The 18,797-nt window shown below is 66.0% G+C and carries 18 protein-coding genes; 9 read left to right on the plus strand and 9 right to left on the minus strand.

The genetic code is table 11. The annotated features are described in order from the left end of the window. Nucleotides 1-3: 3 nt before the first annotated feature. The gene (locus OSH12_RS18700) at nt 4-1,026 is read right to left on the minus strand and encodes a ligase-associated DNA damage response exonuclease (RefSeq protein WP_266345323.1); all 1,023 of its coding nucleotides are present in this window, start codon (nt 1,024-1,026) and stop codon (nt 4-6) included. A 263-nt stretch (nt 1,027-1,289) separates the two neighbouring features. Here OSH12_RS18700 and OSH12_RS18705 point away from each other — a divergent pair, with 263 nt between their 5' ends. After that, nucleotides 1,290-3,830 (plus strand): ligase-associated DNA damage response DEXH box helicase, encoded by a 2,541-nt coding sequence (locus OSH12_RS18705; protein WP_380224972.1) that lies wholly within the window; start codon nt 1,290-1,292, stop codon nt 3,828-3,830. 258 nt (nt 3,831-4,088) lie between these two features. Here OSH12_RS18705 and OSH12_RS18710 read toward each other — a convergent pair whose 3' ends face one another. From OSH12_RS18710 to OSH12_RS18720, 3 genes are read right to left on the minus strand one after another with little or no spacing between them, the layout of a single operon-like run. Next, nucleotides 4,089-4,400, minus strand: coding sequence for a cupredoxin domain-containing protein (locus OSH12_RS18710; protein ID WP_266345127.1), 312 nt, complete (start codon nt 4,398-4,400; stop codon nt 4,089-4,091). A 29-nt stretch (nt 4,401-4,429) separates the two neighbouring features. Beyond that, nucleotides 4,430-4,960, minus strand: a complete 531-nt coding sequence (locus tag OSH12_RS18715) for a DUF4142 domain-containing protein (protein WP_380224877.1) — start codon at nt 4,958-4,960, stop codon at nt 4,430-4,432. Nucleotides 4,961-5,012: 52 nt separating this feature from the next. Then, nucleotides 5,013-5,714, minus strand: a complete 702-nt coding sequence (locus tag OSH12_RS18720; RefSeq protein WP_266345128.1) for an RNA polymerase sigma factor — start codon at nt 5,712-5,714, stop codon at nt 5,013-5,015. A gap of 224 nt (nt 5,715-5,938) precedes the next feature. On the opposite strand from OSH12_RS18720, the gene pdeM reads away from it, so the two are divergent. From pdeM to OSH12_RS18735, 3 genes are all read left to right on the plus strand, one after another. After that, nucleotides 5,939-6,655 carry a ligase-associated DNA damage response endonuclease PdeM gene (gene pdeM / locus OSH12_RS18725; protein WP_266345129.1) on the plus strand — a complete coding sequence of 239 codons (717 nt, stop codon included), beginning with the start codon at nt 5,939-5,941 and terminating at the stop codon, nt 6,653-6,655. A gap of 188 nt (nt 6,656-6,843) precedes the next feature. Then, a complete protein-coding gene (locus OSH12_RS18730) occupies nt 6,844-7,230 on the plus strand; it encodes a DUF930 domain-containing protein (protein ID WP_266345130.1) in 387 nt (128 codons plus the stop codon). 91 nt (nt 7,231-7,321) lie between these two features. After that, nucleotides 7,322-8,002 carry a polyamine aminopropyltransferase gene (locus OSH12_RS18735; RefSeq protein WP_266345131.1) on the plus strand — a complete coding sequence of 227 codons (681 nt, stop codon included), beginning with the start codon at nt 7,322-7,324 and terminating at the stop codon, nt 8,000-8,002. 86 nt (nt 8,003-8,088) lie between these two features. Here the strand turns inward: OSH12_RS18735 and OSH12_RS18740 are convergent, their stop codons facing one another. Further along, entirely contained in the window at nt 8,089-9,939 is a 1,851-nt protein-coding gene (locus OSH12_RS18740) for a glycosyltransferase family 2 protein (protein WP_266345132.1), read from the minus strand. Between the two features lie 193 nt (nt 9,940-10,132). Here OSH12_RS18740 and OSH12_RS18745 point away from each other — a divergent pair, with 193 nt between their 5' ends. After that, nucleotides 10,133-10,996: a transporter substrate-binding domain-containing protein gene (locus OSH12_RS18745; protein WP_266345133.1), complete on the plus strand. Its 864-nt coding sequence runs from the start codon at nt 10,133-10,135 to the stop codon at nt 10,994-10,996. Nucleotides 10,997-11,308: 312 nt separating this feature from the next. On the opposite strand, the gene OSH12_RS18750 is transcribed toward OSH12_RS18745, so the two are convergent. Then, entirely contained in the window at nt 11,309-11,734 is a 426-nt protein-coding gene (locus OSH12_RS18750; protein WP_266345134.1) for a tellurite resistance TerB family protein, read from the minus strand. A gap of 209 nt (nt 11,735-11,943) precedes the next feature. Here OSH12_RS18750 and OSH12_RS18755 point away from each other — a divergent pair, with 209 nt between their 5' ends. Together OSH12_RS18755 and OSH12_RS18760 are read left to right on the plus strand one after the other, a co-directional pair. Continuing rightward, nucleotides 11,944-13,608 (plus strand): lysine--tRNA ligase, encoded by a 1,665-nt coding sequence (locus OSH12_RS18755; protein ID WP_266345135.1) that lies wholly within the window; start codon nt 11,944-11,946, stop codon nt 13,606-13,608. Nucleotides 13,609-13,722: 114 nt separating this feature from the next. After that, nucleotides 13,723-14,232: a hypothetical protein gene (locus OSH12_RS18760; RefSeq protein ID WP_266345136.1), complete on the plus strand. Its 510-nt coding sequence runs from the start codon at nt 13,723-13,725 to the stop codon at nt 14,230-14,232. A gap of 4 nt (nt 14,233-14,236) precedes the next feature. Here OSH12_RS18760 and OSH12_RS18765 read toward each other — a convergent pair whose 3' ends face one another. Continuing rightward, nucleotides 14,237-15,139, minus strand: coding sequence for a histone deacetylase family protein (locus OSH12_RS18765; protein WP_266345137.1), 903 nt, complete (start codon nt 15,137-15,139; stop codon nt 14,237-14,239). 89 nt (nt 15,140-15,228) lie between these two features. Between OSH12_RS18765 and OSH12_RS18770 the strand changes: the two genes are divergently transcribed. Next, nucleotides 15,229-16,551 carry an MATE family efflux transporter gene (locus tag OSH12_RS18770; RefSeq protein ID WP_266345138.1) on the plus strand — a complete coding sequence of 441 codons (1,323 nt, stop codon included), beginning with the start codon at nt 15,229-15,231 and terminating at the stop codon, nt 16,549-16,551. A 9-nt stretch (nt 16,552-16,560) separates the two neighbouring features. Here OSH12_RS18770 and OSH12_RS18775 read toward each other — a convergent pair whose 3' ends face one another. Both OSH12_RS18775 and OSH12_RS18780 read right to left on the minus strand, forming a co-directional pair. After that, entirely contained in the window at nt 16,561-17,295 is a 735-nt protein-coding gene (locus tag OSH12_RS18775; RefSeq protein ID WP_266345139.1) for an anti-sigma factor, read from the minus strand. Continuing rightward, nucleotides 17,292-17,831 (minus strand): sigma-70 family RNA polymerase sigma factor, encoded by a 540-nt coding sequence (locus OSH12_RS18780; protein WP_266345140.1) that lies wholly within the window; start codon nt 17,829-17,831, stop codon nt 17,292-17,294. The genes OSH12_RS18775 and OSH12_RS18780 overlap by 4 nt, the downstream gene beginning before the upstream one ends. Nucleotides 17,832-17,994: 163 nt before the next feature. Between OSH12_RS18780 and OSH12_RS18785 the strand changes: the two genes are divergently transcribed. Beyond that, a complete protein-coding gene (locus OSH12_RS18785; RefSeq protein ID WP_266345141.1) occupies nt 17,995-18,783 on the plus strand; it encodes a DUF4394 domain-containing protein in 789 nt (262 codons plus the stop codon). Nucleotides 18,784-18,797 lie beyond the last annotated feature (14 nt).

Below are 18,797 nucleotides of genomic sequence, written 5' to 3' on the forward strand. Positions count from 1 at the left end.
GCCCTATTCCGCCTCGTCCTCATAGCCGACCATGTGCAGGGGACGGGCGCGGATGCCGGCGAGTTCGCACCAGCGCACCAGCGCTTCCTCGCGGCCATGCGTGACCCAGACCTCGGCGGGAGCGATCTCGGCGATGGTCTCGGTCAGCTCGGCCCAGTCGCAATGATCCGAGATGATCAACGGCAGCTCGACACCGCGCTGCTTGGCGCGCTGGCGGATCGACATCCAGCCGGACGCGAAGCACGAAACCGGATCGGGGAAGCGCCGCGCCCAGCGATCGGCAAAGGCGGAAGGCGGCCCGACGACGATCGCGCCTGCAAAATCCACTCCGCCGCTCGACTTCCGCCCGGTCTCGACCGTCGCCTGCTCCAGCGGACCGAGATCGATGCCTTCTTCCTCATAGAGACGGCAAAGCTTTTCCAGTGCGCCGTGGATGTAGATCGTGCGGTCGTAGCCTTCTTCGCGCAGCCGCTTGATCACCCGCTGCGCCTTGCCGAGCGCATAGGCGCCGACGAGATGCGCCCGTTCTGGAAACGCGGCGAGCGAAGACAGCAGCTTGTGGATCTCGTGGCCGTCGTCGGGATGGCGGAACACCGGCAGGCCGAAGGTCGCCTCGGTGATGAACACGTCGCATTTCACCGGCTCGAACGGCGCGCAGGTCGGATCGCGCCGGCGCTTGTAGTCGCCGGAAGCGACGATGCGCATTCCCTTCGCCTCTACGGCGATCTGCGCCGAGCCGAGTACGTGGCCAGCCGGATGAAATTGCACGGTGACATCGCCGATCCGCACCGCCTCGCCGAAATGCGCCACCGTCTGGCTGCCGGCAAAGCCCTCGCCATAGCGGGCGGCCATGATCTTCAGCGTCTCGCGCGTTGCCATCACGGCTTCATGGCCGGGGCGGGCGTGATCGGCATGGCCATGCGTGATCAGCGCCCGCGCCACCGGTCGCACGGGATCAATATGGAACCCGCCGAGCGGGCACCAGAGACCATCCGGCATGGGACAGAGGAGGTCTTCGGGGCGGATCATCTCCTTAGGATAGGGATGGAAGCTGGCAATGAAAGCCCCTCGGCCGCCTAGATCTCCAAAGAGAACGAGGGAGTGGATCGGCCTCAAACGCCCTTCTTCTCTTTGCCGTTCAAACTCCACCCTCATCCTGAGGTGCCCGGCAAAGCCGGGCCTCGAAGGAGGGTCCAGACAACCCCGATGGCGGAGGGCGTGGCCGTACCAGTTCGCGCCCGATGGTCAGCACACTCGACTTCCGCCCTCGTCGCTCCTACCTCTACGTCGTGACCGAGAGCCTCGACGCCGGAACCTCCCCCGACCTTTTGCCCGCCCCCTTTCTCGACTGGTTCGCCCGTCGCGGTTGGGCGCCGCGGCCGCATCAGCTCGCGCTGCTGGAAAAGGCACGGGACAACCGATCCGCGCTGCTGATCGCGCCGACCGGCGCCGGCAAGACGCTGGCCGGATTTTTGCCGAGCCTCGTCGACCTCGCGACCCGGCCACCGGCGGGAAAAGGCGGGCGCGGGCCGCACACGCTCTACATCTCGCCCCTGAAGGCGCTCGCCGTCGACATCGCCCGTAACCTGGAAGCCCCGGTCGCCGAGATCGGGCTCAAGATCGCGATCGAGACCCGCACCGGCGATACGCCGTCGCACAAGCGGCAGCGCCAGAAGCTGAAGCCGCCGGAAATCCTGCTGACGACGCCGGAACAGCTGGCGCTGCTGATCTCCAATCCTGATGCCGGCCGCTTCTTCGGCGATCTCGACACCGTCATCTTCGACGAACTGCACGCTCTGGTGACGGCAAAGCGCGGCGATTTGCTGTCGCTCGGCCTCGCCCGGCTGCGGAAGCTGGCGCCGAACCTGCGCGCCGTCGGCCTCTCGGCTACCGTCTCGGAACCCGACGACCTGCGCGCCTGGCTGATGCCGCAGGTGGCCGACGCGCCGCCCCGGCTTGCCGACCTCGTCACGGTTGCCGGCGGCGCCAAGCCGGAAATCTCGATCCTCGACACGGAAGAACGCCTGCCTTGGGCCGGGCATTCGGCCGTGCATGCGATGGGCGAGATCTACGCGGCGATCCAGCAGAACGGCATGGTGCTCGTCTTCGTCAACACGCGCAGCCAGGCCGAGCGCATCTTCCAGGAACTCTGGCAGATCAACGAGGACGCGCTGCCGATCGCGCTGCATCATGGCTCGCTCGATGCCGGCCAGCGACGCAAAGTCGAGAGCGCCATGGCGGCGGGCAGCCTGCGCTGCGTCGTCTGTACCTCGACGCTCGATCTCGGCATCGACTGGGGCAATGTCGATCTCGTCATCAATATCGGCGCGCCGAAGGGCGCCAGTCGGCTGGCGCAGCGCATCGGCCGCGCCAACCACCGCATGGACGAGCCCTCGCGCGCCCTTCTGGTGCCGGCCAACCGTTTTGAAGTGATGGAATGCACCGTCGCGCTGGAGGCGAGCACGATTGGCGCGCAGGATACGCCGCGCCTCAAATCCGGCTCGCTCGACGTGCTGGCGCAGCATGTGCTGGGCATGGCATGCGCCGCGCCGTTTTCGGTCGACGACCTGCATGACGAGGTCGCCTCGGCCTCGCCCTACACGGACCTGCCGCGCGAAGTGTTCGAGCAGGTCATCGATTTCGTCGCGACCGGCGGCTATGCGCTGCGGAATTACGAGCGCTTCGCCAAGATCCGGCGCGGGCCTGACGATCTCTGGCGCATTACACACCCCTCGGTCGCCCAACAATACCGGCTGAATGTCGGCACCATCGTCGCCGATCCGATGCTGAAGGTTCGGCTCGCCTCGCGAAAGCGCGGCGGACCGCTCGGCATGGGCGGGCGGGTGCTCGGCGAGGTAGAGGAGTATTTCCTCGAGACGCTAGTGCCGGGCGACACGTTCCTGTTCTCCGGCCTGGTGTTGCGCTTCGAAGGCATCCGCGACAGCGAGGCGATCGTCAGCCGCACGATCAATGAAGCGCCCAAGGTGCCGTCCTACCAGGGCGGCAAGTTCCCGCTCTCGACCTATCTCGCCGATGGCGTGCGCGGGTTGCTCGCCGACGAAGGCGCGTGGGGTCGGCTGCCGCATCAGGTCTCGGACTGGCTCGCGCTACAGCAATGGGCGTCGGTGCTGCCGAAGCGCGACGAGTTGCTGGTCGAGACGTTTCCGCGTGGTGACCGCTTCTACATGGTCGCCTACCCCTTCGAGGGTCGGCTGGCGCACCAGACGCTCGGCATGCTGCTGACGCGGCGGCTGGAACGGGCCAAGCTGAAGCCGATGGGTTTTGTCGCCTCCGATTATGCGCTCGCCGTCTGGGGCCTCGGCGACATGGGCGCGGCGTTCGCGAAGCAGAAACCATCGGTCGGCGACCTGTTCGACCAGGACATGCTCGGCGACGACCTCGACGCCTGGCTGGCCGAAAGCCACCTGCTGAAGCGGACGTTCCGCAACTGCGCGCTGATTTCCGGCCTGATCGAGCGCCGTCACCCCGGCAGGGAGAAGACCGGCCGGCAGGTGACGATCTCGACCGACCTGATCTACGACGTGCTGCGCTCGCACGAGCCAGACCACATCCTGCTGCAGGCGACCTGGGCCGATGCCGCCACCGGCCTGCTCGACGTGCGCCGGCTCTCCGACATGCTGGCGCGGGTGAAGGACCATATCCGCCACCAGCCGCTCGAGCGCATCTCGCCGCTCGCCGTGCCGGTGATGCTCGACATCGGCAAGGAACCGGTCGGCGGTCAGGCGCAGGAAGAAATCCTGCGCGAGAATGCGGATGACCTGGTCCGCGAGGCGATGGGCGAGGTGGTGGAAAAATCAGCCGTGGAGTGAGGGTCGCGCGTAGTCTGCGGGCCTCTTCCCTCGCCCGCATGGCTCCCTGATCACCCCACCCTCGCCGTCACCCCGGGCTTGACCCGGGATCCATTCAGCCGGGCTTTTGGGAGGCTCGCACTGCCAGTGCTTCGGCTAAATGGATCCCTGCTTTCGCAGGGATGACGGCGAGGGTTTGGGGACGGCGGAGCCAAGGCATCCCCGTTCGCTTCCCGCAAGGATCAGCGGATCGCCATCTCCGGCGGAAACCGACCGCCCCTACTCCGTGACGGCAATCGTCCCCTTCATCATCGGGTGGACCCGGCAGAAATACGGGAACGTCCCCGCTTGGCTCAGCGTCACGCTGCCGGTCTTGCCGGCCGGCAGCTTCACATCGAAAGCCTTGTCGGTCGCGGTCGCGGTATGGTCGACGAAATCGGCGTTCGCCCATTCGATGGTGTCGCCGATTTTCGCCGTCACGCTGGCCGGAACGAAGGCGAGCTTGCTCACCTTGACGGTGATCGTCTCCGCCGATGCCGCGACAGGCAGAAAGACGCCCGGCAGCAGCAGCCCGCCGACGAGCGCCAACATGCACGCTCGCCGGCGTCCTTCGCCACCCGTCATTTCAACTTTCCGGCGACCATGCGTGCATGCTCCTCATGGCCCTTGAAGATCTTCAGGCCGGTGGTGAGAAGATCCTTCAGCTCCGCGCTCTGCGTCGCCGGGATCAGGGTCGTCTCCAGCGCGCCGTTGACGGCGTGGTGATAGGCGACCTCGTTGTCGACATAGGCCTTGTCGAAGGCGGCGCCCTTCAAGGTCGCGAGATGGGCCTGGGTGGCGGCGGCCTGCTTTGTGAGCGCCTGGCTGGTGGGGTTGTCCTCCGGCGTCACCTTGAGCTTGGCCACCAGCGCGAGCGCCTGCTTGTTGACCGCCTCATGGTCGCGGATCATGTTCTCGGCGAAATCCTGCACAGCCTTGGTCTTCGACGTCTTCAAGGCGAGTTTTGCCGCCTCGATATCGACGTTGTCGGCGGTGTAGGCGATGTGCGCGATCTGCGGATCGGTCAGCTTCGCCGTCTCGGCCGCCACGCCAAGGCCGGTCGTCAGCATCAGCCCGGCGAGGGCGATGCCCAATCTGTTCAGCGATTTCATGATCGTCTCCTTGTCGGTGCGCGGCCATCCGGGCCGTGACGATCGTTAGATGTCACCTCTCCCCAAAGGTTCCCGCGCTGGCGAGGATAGCGACGACCCGGTCCGCCATGCGTTCGCAACGGGCGCCGCCGAAGGGGAAGGCATCGCCAAGAACGTCGCCGACCTTGGCTTCCAGCGCCTGTCGAAGCAGCCGCCGTGCCCGGTACAGACGCGTTTTCACCGTCTCCGGCTGGAGCTCGAACAGCGCCGCCGTCTCCTCGACGGAAAGATCCTCGACCAGCCGCGCGATCAGGACGATGCGGAATGGCTCGGGAAGCGCGTCAATCGCGTCCTCGACCAATTGGCGGATTTCGCGCTGTGCCATGCTTCTCTCCGGATCGGGACCGGCTCCCTGCTGCGGAAACGGGATGATGTCGGCGACCGTTGCCGCCGCCTCCACCGCCTCGGTCCATTCGACGGTCGGATGGCGGCGGCGAAGACGGCCGAGCGCCTCGTTGATGACGATCCGGGAAAGCCAGGTGCCGAGGCTGGCGTCGCGACGGAAGCTGGCGAGCTTCGTGAAGGCGCGGACATAGGCCGCCTGGACGACATCCTCGGCCTCGTGATCGCTGCCGATCAGGCCGCGCGCCAGCCGAAACAGCCGGCGGTTGTTCTGACGGATGATCGTTCGCACCGCCTCTTCTTCGTGCCGGAGCGCCCGAAGGATCAGGTCGGCCTCCCCGAGTTCGATGCGTGCAAGTTCCTGACCTGCCATGGTTTGCCTCCTGGCTGCCTGCCCCGCGCGCGACGCGAGGGAAACGGCATCCATTGGACGCGGGCCCGACAATAGGGTTCCCGGCGGAAACGATTATATCGCGCTTTCCGGGGCCGGGTGCGGCGATGGAAACGTGAGCGCGGGGTTTCCGAAGCCGCTTGGGGTGCTAAACTGGCAATTGAATCGGAAGCTCGGGCGAAACGGCCCTTGAGACGAAGGCTGGAATGCAAAGCGCGGCAACGGCAAAGAGCGAAGCGGAAGGGGTGCAAGCCGGACTTTCGGTCGCCTCGGTTCGTCTCATCCCGCTCGTCGAGGGCGCGCTCTGGTGGCCGGACGAATCCACGCTCGTCGTCGCCGACCTGCATCTCGAAAAAGGCTCATCCTTCGCGCGGCGCGGCCAGATGCTGCCGCCCTATGACACGATCGCCACGCTGAAGCGGCTCGCCGCCGTCATGACCCTCCTGGCGCCGGCGCGGGTGATCGCGCTTGGCGACAGTTTTCATGACCGAAATGGCGGCGACCGGCTGAACGGGGCCGACCGCGCGACCCTTCGCGCCATGACCGCCTCGGCGGAATGGATCTGGATCGCCGGCAACCACGACCCCGATCCACCGCGCGAACTTGGCGGATGGGCAACCAGCGAGCTATCCATCGGTCCGCTCACCTTTCGCCACGAACCGCGTCCGGGTGACCAGCCGGGCGAGATCGCCGGCCATCTCCACCCCGCCGCGCGCCTTGTCGGCCGTGGCCGCTCGATCCGGCGGCGTTGCTTCGCTGGCGATGGCAAGCGACTGATCCTTCCCGCCTTCGGCGCGCTCGCCGGCGGCCTCAACGTTCTCGACATGGCCTTCCGGCCGCTGTTCGACGGGCGCGCCTTCCACGCCTGGATGCTGGGCGACACCGTCCACGCCATCGCCGGCCGCCGTCTCGTCGACGGCTGACTGGTCTTCTTGAAATGCAAAAGGACGGTTTCCCGCTTCTTTCCCCTATTCTGCTGCGCTCTCCCCGAGCCGGACATCTCGCGCGACACGGAGCCTGACCCGTCCGTCGCTACGGTGCCGAACCCTTGCCGACGACATATGTCGCGGCGGATCGGGCGGCGCCGACCCAAAACGAAAGGAACGCCACGATGCGCCAATGCGGCCTCATCCTGTCCATTCTGATTGCCGCCCTGCCCGGCGCAGCGCTCGCCACCGACGCCCGACTGGAGGCCAGCCTGCACGACCTCGATTCCGCGACGCGCCTGATTCAGGTCTGCGATCTCGCCGTGATGGACAAGATGTCCGGCAAGGAAGGCGTTGCCGACCGCGCCTTCATCGACGCGCTGCATCGTCCGGAAATCCATGGCGACGTGGCCAAGGGCGATGGCGGCTCGTTCCGGCGCAAGGGGGAATGGTTCGAGTTCTCCTATCGCTGCGCCGTCACGCCGGACCACATGCAGACGACCGCGCTCGACGTGCATGTGAAGCGCCATGTGCCGCACTCGGAATGGGCGAAGAAGAACTTCTACCCATGATGCCGCTATCGACGACGTCTTGCCGCCTGCGCCGCAGGCGTCCGAACGTGTATGGTGCCGGCGATTTTCACAAAACCATGGAAGCGCGCGCTTGATACCCTGGGTCCGGCTCGACACGGCAAATATTCCCGATGGCGGCGGCGAGTTGCGGCTGATGCAGCGCGGCGCCGAGTTCTCCATCATGATCGGCTCGAACGAGCTGATGAACAGCCGCCTGAGCGGATCGGAAGAAGCGCTCGCCTCGCTTTCGGCGGCGAAGCTCGCCGGCCGCGCGAAGCCGAACGTACTCATCGGCGGGCTCGGCATGGGCTTTACGCTGCGCGCGGCGCTCACCGAATTTGGCGCCGATGCCACGATCACGGTGGCCGAACTGGTACCCGCTGTCGTCGCCTGGGCGCGCGGCCCGATGCAGCCGGTGTTCGGCGATTGCCTCGACGATTCGCGGGTAGCGATCCATGAGGGCGATGTCGGCAAGCTCATCCTCGCCGGCCGCAAGGGTTTCGATGCCATCCTACTCGATGTCGACAATGGTCCCGAGGGGCTGACGCGCGAGTCGAATGACGGGCTCTATACGATGCGCGGGCTCGGGGCTGCCTTCGCAGCCTTGCGCCCCGGTGGCGTGCTCGCCGTCTGGTCATCCGGCCCGAACGCCGCCTTCACGCAAAGGCTGGGCAAGGCCGGCTTCACGGTCGAAGAGGTTAAGGTCAAGGCTCATCGCGGCCGCAGCGGCGCCAAGCACGTCATCTGGATCGCCGTCCGGCCGGGCGCTTGAGCGGCGGCCCGGCAGCCGTTTGGATGTCGCCCGTTGGACGTCCCTATCCGGCCAGGTGTCCTTTTTGTACGATCCCAACGCGGAATTCACCTCGACGGTGAGCGCAAGGGAAGTTGCGCCAACGGCGGTCCAAGCCGACGACGAGGCGCAGGAGGCGGTTCAGGGCGCGGGCCGGCAAGCTGGCGCGCCGACCGTTCCTGACCGTGATGCCGGGTTTTCTCCCATCGATGCGGCGCAACGATCAGTTGGAAGAAAGCGCGATAGCAGGCGAGCGACAGCAGCAGCCAATAGCCCGGCAGGAAAGGCAGGACGCCCGGCCGGCGCTTCTTGTGGCGCAGCCGCAATGTCGCTCGCGAAAGCAGCGCGAACGCGACATAGCCGGCAACGAAATTGAAGACATTCAGGAAGATCACCGCGGCGGCGAGCGGGCTGCCGGCCCGCCAGATGATGCCGGGGTCGAGCACCATGGCGAAGGCGGTGACGATATAAACCGGATGGATCGCCGCCGCGACGAGGGTGCCGAAGCCGGTCAGCAGGAAGCCGATCGTCCGCCGCGTACCGATGGCGCGCCAAAGGCGGATCGGATGACGGGTATGGACAAGGAATGTCTGCATCCATCCCTTTAGCCAGCGGGTTCGCTGCTTCAGCCAGAGCCACGTCGTTCGCGGCGCTTCCTCATAGGTCGGACGGGTAATCGTGCCGGAGCGATAGCCAAAACGGGTGAACCGGATGCCGAGATCGGCGTCTTCCGTCACATTGTAGGGGTCCCAGCCGCCGACCGCGCGCAGCGCCTCGACACGGAAGTGGTTCGATGTGCCGCCGAGCGGCAGCGGCATGTCGAGCGCCGCCAGGGTTGGCAGCACGCCGTCGAACTGCATGGAATATTCCATGGCGAAGAAGGCGGTCAGCCCGTTGACATCGTCATTGTCGATCAGCAGCGGCGCCTGGATGCAGGCCAGCCGGCTGTCGCCCGCCTCAAACGCGAGATACGCCTCCAGCAACTGGCCCGGATCCGGGCGATCCTCGGCGTCATAGACGGTGACGAAGCGACCTCGCGCCAGAGGCAGCGCGAAATCCAGCGCTTTCGGCTTGGTGCGCGGCGCGCGATCGGGCACCACGAGGATCTCGAAGCACGGCGCCAGATCGAGCGCTTCCAGCGCCCGTCGCGTCGGCCGGTCGCGTGCCTCGACGATGAACTTGATATCGAGCCGATCCTTCGGCCAGTCGAGGCGAGCCAGCGCCCGCGCCAGTTCCGCCACCATATGCGCCTCGTCGTAAAGCGGCACGAGGACGCTGTAGATCGGCAAGCTGTCGCGATCGACGTCGAGCGACGGTGCGGGGCGAAAGGTTCGCTCCAGCGCGACGCTGATCGAGAGCAGCCGGAGCATGACAAGCGCCAGGAACAGCAGGCTGGCGACGATGTTGAACACCTGCACGACCAGCCAGCCCGTTTGCCACAGCGCAATCCCGGTCAACACCAGCAGGCCAAGTCCGAAAATCGACTGCGCCGGGGTCAGCAGACGGCGCGCCGACCAGTCGGGATGCGCCCGGTCCAGGCCCGACACCGCCTGCTCGACCAATTGGGCAGCGCCCGCCTCGGTCAGATAGCGGCGGATGGCTGCCGGCGTCGTCACTGTCAGCCGCGACGCGAGATCCGGCGCCTGCGCCAGCGCGAGGGCAAGCTTGTCGGCATCTTCCGCGCGAGGGGCGATCAGGAGGCGGCGAGATGCGCCATTGTCGAGCATGGCGACCCGGCCGGCCCGAATGGCGGCAGCCAGTCTGGCAACGTCGCCAGCGCCTTCCTCATGCCAGACGACGGTCTCGACGTTTTGCTTTGGCCATGGATCGAATGGCAGCCGAAGGCGCGCGGCGAGGATCGCGTAGCGCAGCTTTTCATCCGACGCCGCACCGTATGGCGGATTTCTTGCGTTCTCCACCCCCGCCCCTGACTGTCCGGGGTGCCCGATTGTCCGGGTTCGTGCCCACAAACAATTCGTCTATAGTCCGTCCGCGCCACTTCCCATGACTTACGCCACGGAGGATTGGCTTACGTAACGGAAACCAAGAAACCAGAGTGATACAGGCATGCGGCGGCGATTAGCAAGCATCGCAATTCTGGCGAGCATCACGATGCTGGCGATACTTGGCGGCTTGCCCCTTGTGGCGAAGGCCGCCGGTGGCGCCGAAAGCCAGCCTTCCGCCAGTTTGCGAGCCGGTGCCGCGCCCGAATCCGTCGTCATTCCCAATCTCTGGGATCCGAACCGACGCCTCGACCGGCCGGCGACGACATCGCTGACCGGCATCCGGTTCACGACCACCGACGACTTCCCGCCTTTCAACTTCACCGGCCCGGACGGCAAGCTGACCGGCTTCAACGTCGATCTCGCCCGCGCCATCTGTCGCGAACTGAGCGTTCCCTGCACGATCCAGTCACGGCCGTGGGACGGGCTCGTCGATACGGTCGCAGCCGGCCGCGTCGACGCGGCGCTCGCCGGCATCGCGATCACGCCGGAAACCCGCGCAAAGCTTGATTTTTCAGATGTCTATCTGCGCTCCGCCGCGCGCTTCATCGGCCGCAAGGGCGAGACGGCCGCCCGGATCAACGCCGAAGGCCCGGCCAACCGGAAGATCGCGGTCGCCAAGGGCAGCGCGCATGAGGCCTACCTCGCCGCCTTCTTCCCGACGAGCCCGCGCGTCGCGGTCGACACTCTCGAGGCGGCCGAAGCTGCGCTCAAGGCGGGAACGGTCGATCTCGTTTTCGGCGACGGCGTGCATCTCGCCTTCTGGCTTCAATCGGAAACGGCGGCGGGATGCTGCGATTTTGTCGGCGGCGCCTATGTCGAGCCGCATTTCTTCGGCCAGGGGCTGGCGATCGCGCTACCGCCAGACCGCACCGACCTTCGCCTTGCGCTGAATTGGGCGCTCGACAGCCTCTATGACAAGGGCGTCTTCAGCGAACTCTATCTGCGCTATTTCCCGGTCGGATATTTTTAGGGACGAGCAGACGGCGGGTGAGGGATTAGGGAGCCATCCGGAGAGGGCGTCGACCCTCCCCCGGACCTTCGGCCCGACCTCTCCCCCAGAGACCTTTGCAGAACCCCGCCCTCAATATCCTGAGGAGGCCCGCACGGCCGTCTCGAAGGCCGCAGAGCCGTCGTGCAAACCCAAGTGAAACCTGCCCTTCCGTCGTGCGTCCTTCGAGACGGCTTTCTTCGAAAGCCTCCTCAGGATGTTGGACATGGGGTGCTGCAGAACTGCCTTTCGGCGTTTCGCGAAGGTCTGCTCAGGGAGCGGCTCTGAACTCTCTCAGAGCGTGCGGTGGCGGGCGCGGGCGCCGCGCTCGATGGCGGCGGCCGTCAGCGAATCCACGTCGAGCACGTCGCGGAGAAGTTCCAGGAACCGCAGTTCCTCCTGCTCAACATGCAGGTCCGCCGCCGCGACTTCGACAGCAAGCGCATAGGCCGTCTCGTGCAGCTTCTTCGGTAGCGACGTGGCAATTGTCGCCAGGATGGCGTGCAGGCCGTCATCCTCGCGGGTGATGGCGGCGCAAGCCTCGGCGATCTTGATCAGACGGTCCGTATCGAACCCGCCGAAGATCGGCAGCGTGTTGACGACGTCGCCGATCTTGCGCAATTCGCGGTCGGTCATCTGCTTATCGACAGCCGAAAGCGTCACCATTGCATAGATCAAAGCCTCCTGCGGGGAGACCGTGCTGCCTGTGGCCTTGTCCATGTCGATACGCTCCTGACGCGAACGGCGTTGCCGTCCATAAATGACGAGCCTTAGCGTAAGATCTCTTGGGCCCCCATTCAACCGGGCGGCATGGCGTTCTGCGACGTTCGAAGTCGCTCGCGACCATTGACGCGGCGCGGGGCGCTGCCTAGGGTCCGCGCCCACGCGCCTTTCCAACGTCCCCGCGCGGTTCCCCAAAGAGGTTTTCGATGTCGACCGGCACGCTTCCAGTTCTCGATCTTGCGCCCGAACTCGTTCAGGCAGCGCAGGTCTCGAAAGCGTGGCCGTTCGAGGAAGCGCGACGGATCGTCGAGCGGCTGAAGCGCCAGGGCCGCCCCGACGGCCCGGTGCTGTTCGAGACCGGCTACGGCCCGTCGGGCCTGCCGCATATCGGCACCTTCGGCGAAGTCGCCCGCACGACCATGGTGCGCAACGCCTTCCGCCTCCTGACCGAAGACAAGATCCCGACGCGCCTGCTCTGCTTCTCGGACGATCTGGACGGCCTGCGCAAGGTTCCGACCAACGTGCCGAACCAGGAGATGATGCAGGCCTTTATCGGCAAGCCGCTGTCCCGTGTTCCCGACCCATTCTCGAACGAATATCCCTCGTTCGGCGCGGCCAACAATGCGCGCCTGCGCGCCTTCCTCGATGGTTTCGAGTTCGAATACGAATTTGCAAGTTCGACCGACTATTACACCTCCGGTCGCTTCGACAAGGCGCTGCTGCGCATGCTCGAGGTCTATGATGAGGTGATGGCGATCATCCTGCCGACGCTCGGCCCGGATCGCCGCGCTACCTATTCGCCCTTCCTGCCGATCTCGCCCACCAGCGGCATCGTGCTGCAGGTGCCGATGGTCGACCGTAATGTCGAGAAGGGCACGATCACCTATATCGACCCGGACACGAACGAGCGCGTCGAGGTCCCGGTTACCGGCGGCGCGGTCAAGTGCCAGTGGAAGGCCGACTGGGCGATGCGCTGGTTCGCGCTCGGCGTCGATTATGAAATGAGCGGCAAGGATTTGATCGACAGCGTCAAGCTCTCGACCCGGATCTGCCGCGCGCTCGGCTCGGAGCCGCCGGAAAGCTTCACCTACGAGCATTTCCTGGCTGAGAACGGCGAGAAGATCTCGAAGTCGAAGGGTAACGGCCTGACGATCGAGCAGTGGCTCACGTATGCCGACAATGACAGCCTGGCGCTGTACATGTACCAGAAGCCGAAGACGGCCAAGCGCCTGTCCTTCGAGGTCATCCCGCGCACGGTCGACGAGTATTTCGGCTTCGTCGATGCCTATGGCCGCCAGCCGGTCGAGCAGCAGCTCGGCAATCCCGCCTGGCACATCCATTCCGGCCGCCCGCCGGCCGAGGCCTCGCCGATCCCGTTCGCGATGCTGCTGAACCTCGTCAGCGTCTCGGACGCCACCGACAAGGCCGTGCTCTGGGCCTATATCTCGCGCTACATGCCGCACCTGACGGCGTCGACGCATGAGAAGCTCGACCGCCTCGCCGGCTATGCGATCCGTTATTTCAACGACGTGCTGAAGTCGAACAAGCACTACGTCGTCCCGGAAGGTGCGATCCGCGAGGCGCTCGTCGCCCTCGACGCGGCGCTGGCCGAGATGCCCGCCGGCTCGACCGCCGACGAGATCCAGACCATCGTCTTCGACATCGGCCGCAAGTATTTCCCGGACCCCAACAAGAAGGGGCCGGACGGCAACCCGCCGGGCGTCTCGCTCGATTGGTTCCGCGGCCTGTACCAGGTGCTGCTCGGCCAGGATCAAGGACCGCGCTTTGGCTCGTTCGTGGCGATCTACGGCATTCCCGAGACGCGCGACCGCATCGCCAAGGCGCTCAAGGGCGAACTCGCGGCCGGCTAAGGCCTCAAGAACTGAGATCACGGTCCGTTTTTCTTGAACGGATCGTGATCGGATTTCCCGCTCGAGCGGGGAACGGTCGCCTCCCTGCCCCGTTTGCAGGCAGGAGCGATCGCGATGACCCGTTTATGGCCCGTTCTTGTTTGTGCACTCGTCGGTCCGACGCCTTCGGCGTTCGCCGACGAGCAGGGCTTCCTGAGCCGCTTCGCCGGCGACTGGTCCGGTGGCGGGCCGGTGCGCAAAAACGCGCAATCCCCCGTCATCAATGCCAGTTGTTCGGTGGCCGGCGATCAGGGCGCCAATCGCATGTCGGTTGATGGCAGCTGCCGGGGCGCCGTCGTATTCACCCGCAACATCGGCGCCAATGTCCGCTACGACGCGGCGACCGGCAGCTATCGCGGCACCTATGTCGGCGCGCGGGCCGGGCCGGCGGCGATTTCCGGCAAACGGACCGGCGACCGGGTCAACTTCACCATGACCTGGCCGAAGCCGGTCAATGGCAGCACCAAGGCGCGCATGACCATATTCAACAATGGCCATGGCGTGCTGCGCATCCAGGTGGTGAGCCAGCCCCAGCCGAACGGCCCGGTCACGACCCTCTCCGACCTCACGTTCCACAGGAACTGAGCCCCTACCCTGCATAGGCCGCCGCGGCGCGGTGCAGCAGCGCGTGGCGACGGGCTATCGGCTCGACATCCGCGCCATAGCCGCCGCCGATGACGCCAGCCAGCGGAATACCCCGCCCGCGCACCGCGTCGATCACCCGCTTGTCGCGCGCGGCAAGCCCGGCATCCGAGAGCGACAGGCGGCCGAGCCTGTCTTCCTCATGCGGATCGACGCCGGCATTGTAGAAGACGATGTCGGGATGGGTGCGGTCGAGCAGCGGCGCCAGTATCTCGTCGAGGGCAGAGAGATAGGCGCGGTCGTCCGTCTTGTCGGCCAGGCCGATATCGATCGTCGACTGGCGTTTTCGAACCGGATAATTCTTCTCGCCATGCAGTGACAGCGTCGTCACCGTCGCGTCATTGGCAAAGATCTCGGCCGTGCCGTCGCCCTGGTGCACGTCGCAATCGACCACCAGAGCCGTGCCGATCAAGCCTTCTGCCATCAGCACGCGGATCGCCACGGCAACGTCGTTGAAGGTGCAGAAGCCGGCGCCCTGATCGCTTCGCGCGTGATGGCTGCCACCGGCCGTATTGCAGGCAAGCCCATGCGCCAGCGCCAGCCGCGCGGCGAGGATGGTGCCGCCGGTCGCTGCCGCGGCGCGTCGCACCACCGTTTCGTTCATCGGCAGGCCGATCTCGCGCTCGATGGCCGGCGGAACGTTGAGCGACAACACCGCATCGACATAGGCACGGTCATGCGCCAGCGAAAGCTGCGCCGCCGTGGCCGGTTCCGGCACGACAAAGCCCGCCGGCGCCAATCCGTCGGCCGAAACGATCTCGGCCAGCCGCCTGTATTTCAACATGGGAAAGCGATGATCGGCCGGGATCTCTGCGGTGTAGTCGGGATGATGGACGATCGGTGGCAGCATGGGACGAACATAGGGATTCGAAAGGATCGCGTCGACGCCGGCATGGGAAGCGGCTATCGCTTCTTTCCCACACCACCACGCGCGAATTCATGACCGCCATCCGTCCGTTCGAAGTCACCCATCGCGGCATCCTCGCCATCGCCGTGCCGATGACGCTCGCCTATCTGACAACGCCGCTGCTCGGCCTGGTCGGCATGGGCGTGATCGGCCGTCTCGGCGACGTGGCGCTGCTGGGTGCCGTGGCGCTGGGCGCGGTGATTTTCGACTTCGTCTTCGCGACGTTCAATTTCCTGCGCAGCGGCACCACCGGCCTCGTCGCCCAGGCGCTGGGCGCCGATGACCGCGCCGAGATCCAGGCGACGTTCTACCGGGCGCTGATCGTCGCCTTCGTCGTCGGACTTGGCGTCATCCTGCTGTCCCACCCGATCCTGACGGTGGCGCTGGCGGCGCTCGGCGGCAGTCCCGCCGTGCAGGCCGCGACGACGGAATACTACTCCGTGCGCGTCTTTTCGACGCCGTTCGCGTTGGCGAACTACGTCATGCTCGGCTGGCTGATCGGGCTCGGCCGCTCGACGCTCGGCCTGTTCCTGCAAACCTTTTTGAACGGCCTCAACATCGTCCTGAACATCGTCTTCGTGCTCGGTCTCGGCTGGGGGATTGCCGGTTCGGCCTGGGGCACGACGATCGGCGAGGCGGTAACCGCCATCCTCGGCCTGACTTTGGTGGTCAGCCGGCTCGACCGCGCGCATCGCCCGTCGCTGGCGCAAATCCTCGACCGGACGCAAATCATACGCATGGTCGCGGTCAATCGCGACATCATGATCCGCTCGTTCTCGCTGCTGTTCGCCTTCGGCTTCTTTGCCTCGCGCGGCGCCAAGATGGGCGATGTCGTGCTGGCGGCGAACGCCGTCCTGATGAACTTCTTCCTCGTCGGCGGCTATTTCCTCGACGGTTTTGCCGCAGCCGCCGAGCAATATGCCGGCCGGGCCATCGGTGCGCGCTACAAGCCCGCCTTCCTGCGCTCGATGAAGCTGACGCTCGGCTGGGGCTATGTGCTGGCAACCATCGCCGCGCTCTGCTTCTGGTTCGGCGGCCCGTATCTGATCGATGCGATGACGGTGAACCCGGCCGTGCGCGAAACCGCGCGGCACTATCTGTTCTGGACGGCGCTGACGCCGCTTGCCGGCGTGCTCGCCTTCGAGATGGACGGCATCTTCATCGGCGCGACCTGGTCGGACGACATGCGCAACATGATGCTGCTGTCGGTCGTACTTTATCTCGCCGTATGGGCGGTGGCCGAGCCGCTCTGGGGCGCGCATGGCCTGTGGCTGGCCATGATCGTCTTCCTGTCGGCGCGCGGATTCACGCTCGCGTGGCGCTGCCGGGCCCGGACGCGGGCCGCCTTCGCCTGAGCCTCGCCGTCAGGACGACGGCGAGAAGCGGGCATAGCCCTTGACGAGGATCGGGCCGGTCGGCCGGCCGGTCGGTGAGCCGGGGCTCGGTTCCAGCGTGATCTCGTAGAGCTGTCCCTCATGCGGCAGCGGCAGGTCCGGTCCCTGCAACCTTGTCGCCGCCTGCCGCGAAAGCGTGCCGAGCGAGACGGGTCCGGTCTCGCGGTCGGGCAGCGTCCAGACCTGCAATATCTTGCCGTCCGGCACGTCGAAGCCGCGCAATGGCCGCAGCATGACGCTGTCGTCGGCATAGGCCTGCACGATGGCGCCGGGCATCGCATCCGACTCGTTGAGCAGGACGGCGAAAGCGACAGGTTCGGGCGGCGCTGCGAGCCTTGCGCCGGCGAGATAGCCGAGGCCAAGCGCCAGGACAGCGGTGGCAGCCATCGCCGCGAAGCGCCAGGGCGAGACGGTCCTGCGCGGTTTGCCGCCAGCGCGGTCGAAAGCGACGACATTGCCCGCCGCCACGGGGGCTTCCTGCGGCAGGGCTGCGATCCGCGTCTCGATCTTGTCCCACATTCGTTTCGGAATAGCGGCCGGCTCGGCCGTGTCGTCCAGCGCCTGCATCGTCTTGGCCAGCTTACCGACCATCGCGGCAAGAGCAGGATCGGCCTGCATCTCCGCCTCGAAACTCTGAGCCTCCAAGCCTTCCATCAGCCCGAGCACGAAGCGGCCGGCCTTGGCCATCTGTTCGTCGCGGCTCATGACAGGCACTCCTGCAAGGCGATGACGCCGCGCCGGATCCAGGATTTGACGGTGCCGAGCGGCGCTTTCATCGTCGCGGCCACCTCGCCATGGTCGAGGCCGGTGACGTAGCAGAGCAGGATCGCCTGACGCTTCGGCTCATCCAGTTCGCCGAGGCAGGATTTGAGCGCGTCGCGGTCGGAAAGCTGGTTCATCGCCGCCATGGCGTCAGCCGCGCGGTCGCCGATGGCGGCGACATCCTCGGCGTCGTGAAATTCGAGACGGGCATCGTTGCGGATCAGGTTGAGAGCGCGGTTGCGGACGATGGTCGTCAGCCAGGCGCGGGCGGTTCCGCGCTGCGGATCGAAGCGAGCGGCGGATTGCCAGGCCGAGACAAAGCCATCCTGCACGGCTTCCTCGGCCAGATCCTGCCGTCGCACAATGCGGCGCGCGATCGCGATCAGCCGACCGGCCTCAGTCTCGAACAGCCTGGCGAGGGCGCTTCGGTCGCCCCGCGCCACGGCGAGCATCAATCCGTCCGGTGTCTGATCCAGCATCGTTTCCTGCGGCATCGCTAGGGCGCTCATTCCCTTCATACACACGGCAGCGGCTTCGCGATGCAGGTCTGAGAATTATTTTCGTCCGCTGCATCCAGCCGCGGGGCTGGCGGGTAACGGACCTGCAGGGCTGCGACCCGCAGTCGTTCCAAAGGAGATGATCGTGCCCAAGAACCAGACCGCCATCCGCCTCGCCGCCACCGCCTTCGTTACCGTCGCCGGCTTGTCCGCCGCCTCGGCCGCCCCCGCCATCGGCCTGACCGGCGACAAGACGCTGGTGATGTTCGATACCGAGACGCGCAAGGTTTCCGGCTCCGTCGACGTCGCCGGCGTCGACAAGCTGCACGGCATCGACGTCCGCCCCGCCGACAGCCTGCTGTATGGCGTCGCCTCGGACGGCCGCATCGTCACGATCGACCCGGCTTCCGGCAAGGCGACCGACAAGAGCAAGCTTTCGCAGATGCTGCCCGATGGCGTCTCGGCGATCGTCGATTTCAATCCGGCCGCCGACCGTCTGCGCCTGATGGGCACGGACGGCACCAATCTCCGCGTCAATGTCGACGACGGCAAGGTGACGGTCGATGGCTCGCTCGCCTATGAGGCCGGCGACATGCATGCCGGCGAAAAGCCCGCCATCGTCGCCGCCGCCTATACCAACTCAGTCGGCAAGCCGGAAAAGACGGCGATGTTCGACATCGACGCCACCATCGTCGCGCTGATCCAGCAGACCAAGCCGAATGACGGCGAGCTGAAGGCGATCGGCAAGCTGAAGATCGATGCCGCGCCGAGCTACGCCTTCGACATCCATTCGACGAAGGATCTGGTCAATACCGCTTATCTGGTCGCCGGAGACACGCTCTACACGGTCGATCTCACCAGCGGCGAGGCCAAGTCGTCCGGCAAGCTGGAAGGCCTGACCGGTACGCTGCGCGACATCGCGATCCAGCCGTAACCCGGTAAAGGCGC

Source organism: Kaistia terrae, from assembly GCF_026344005.1.
GTDB classification, from domain to species: Bacteria; Pseudomonadota; Alphaproteobacteria; order Rhizobiales; family Kaistiaceae; genus Kaistia; species Kaistia terrae.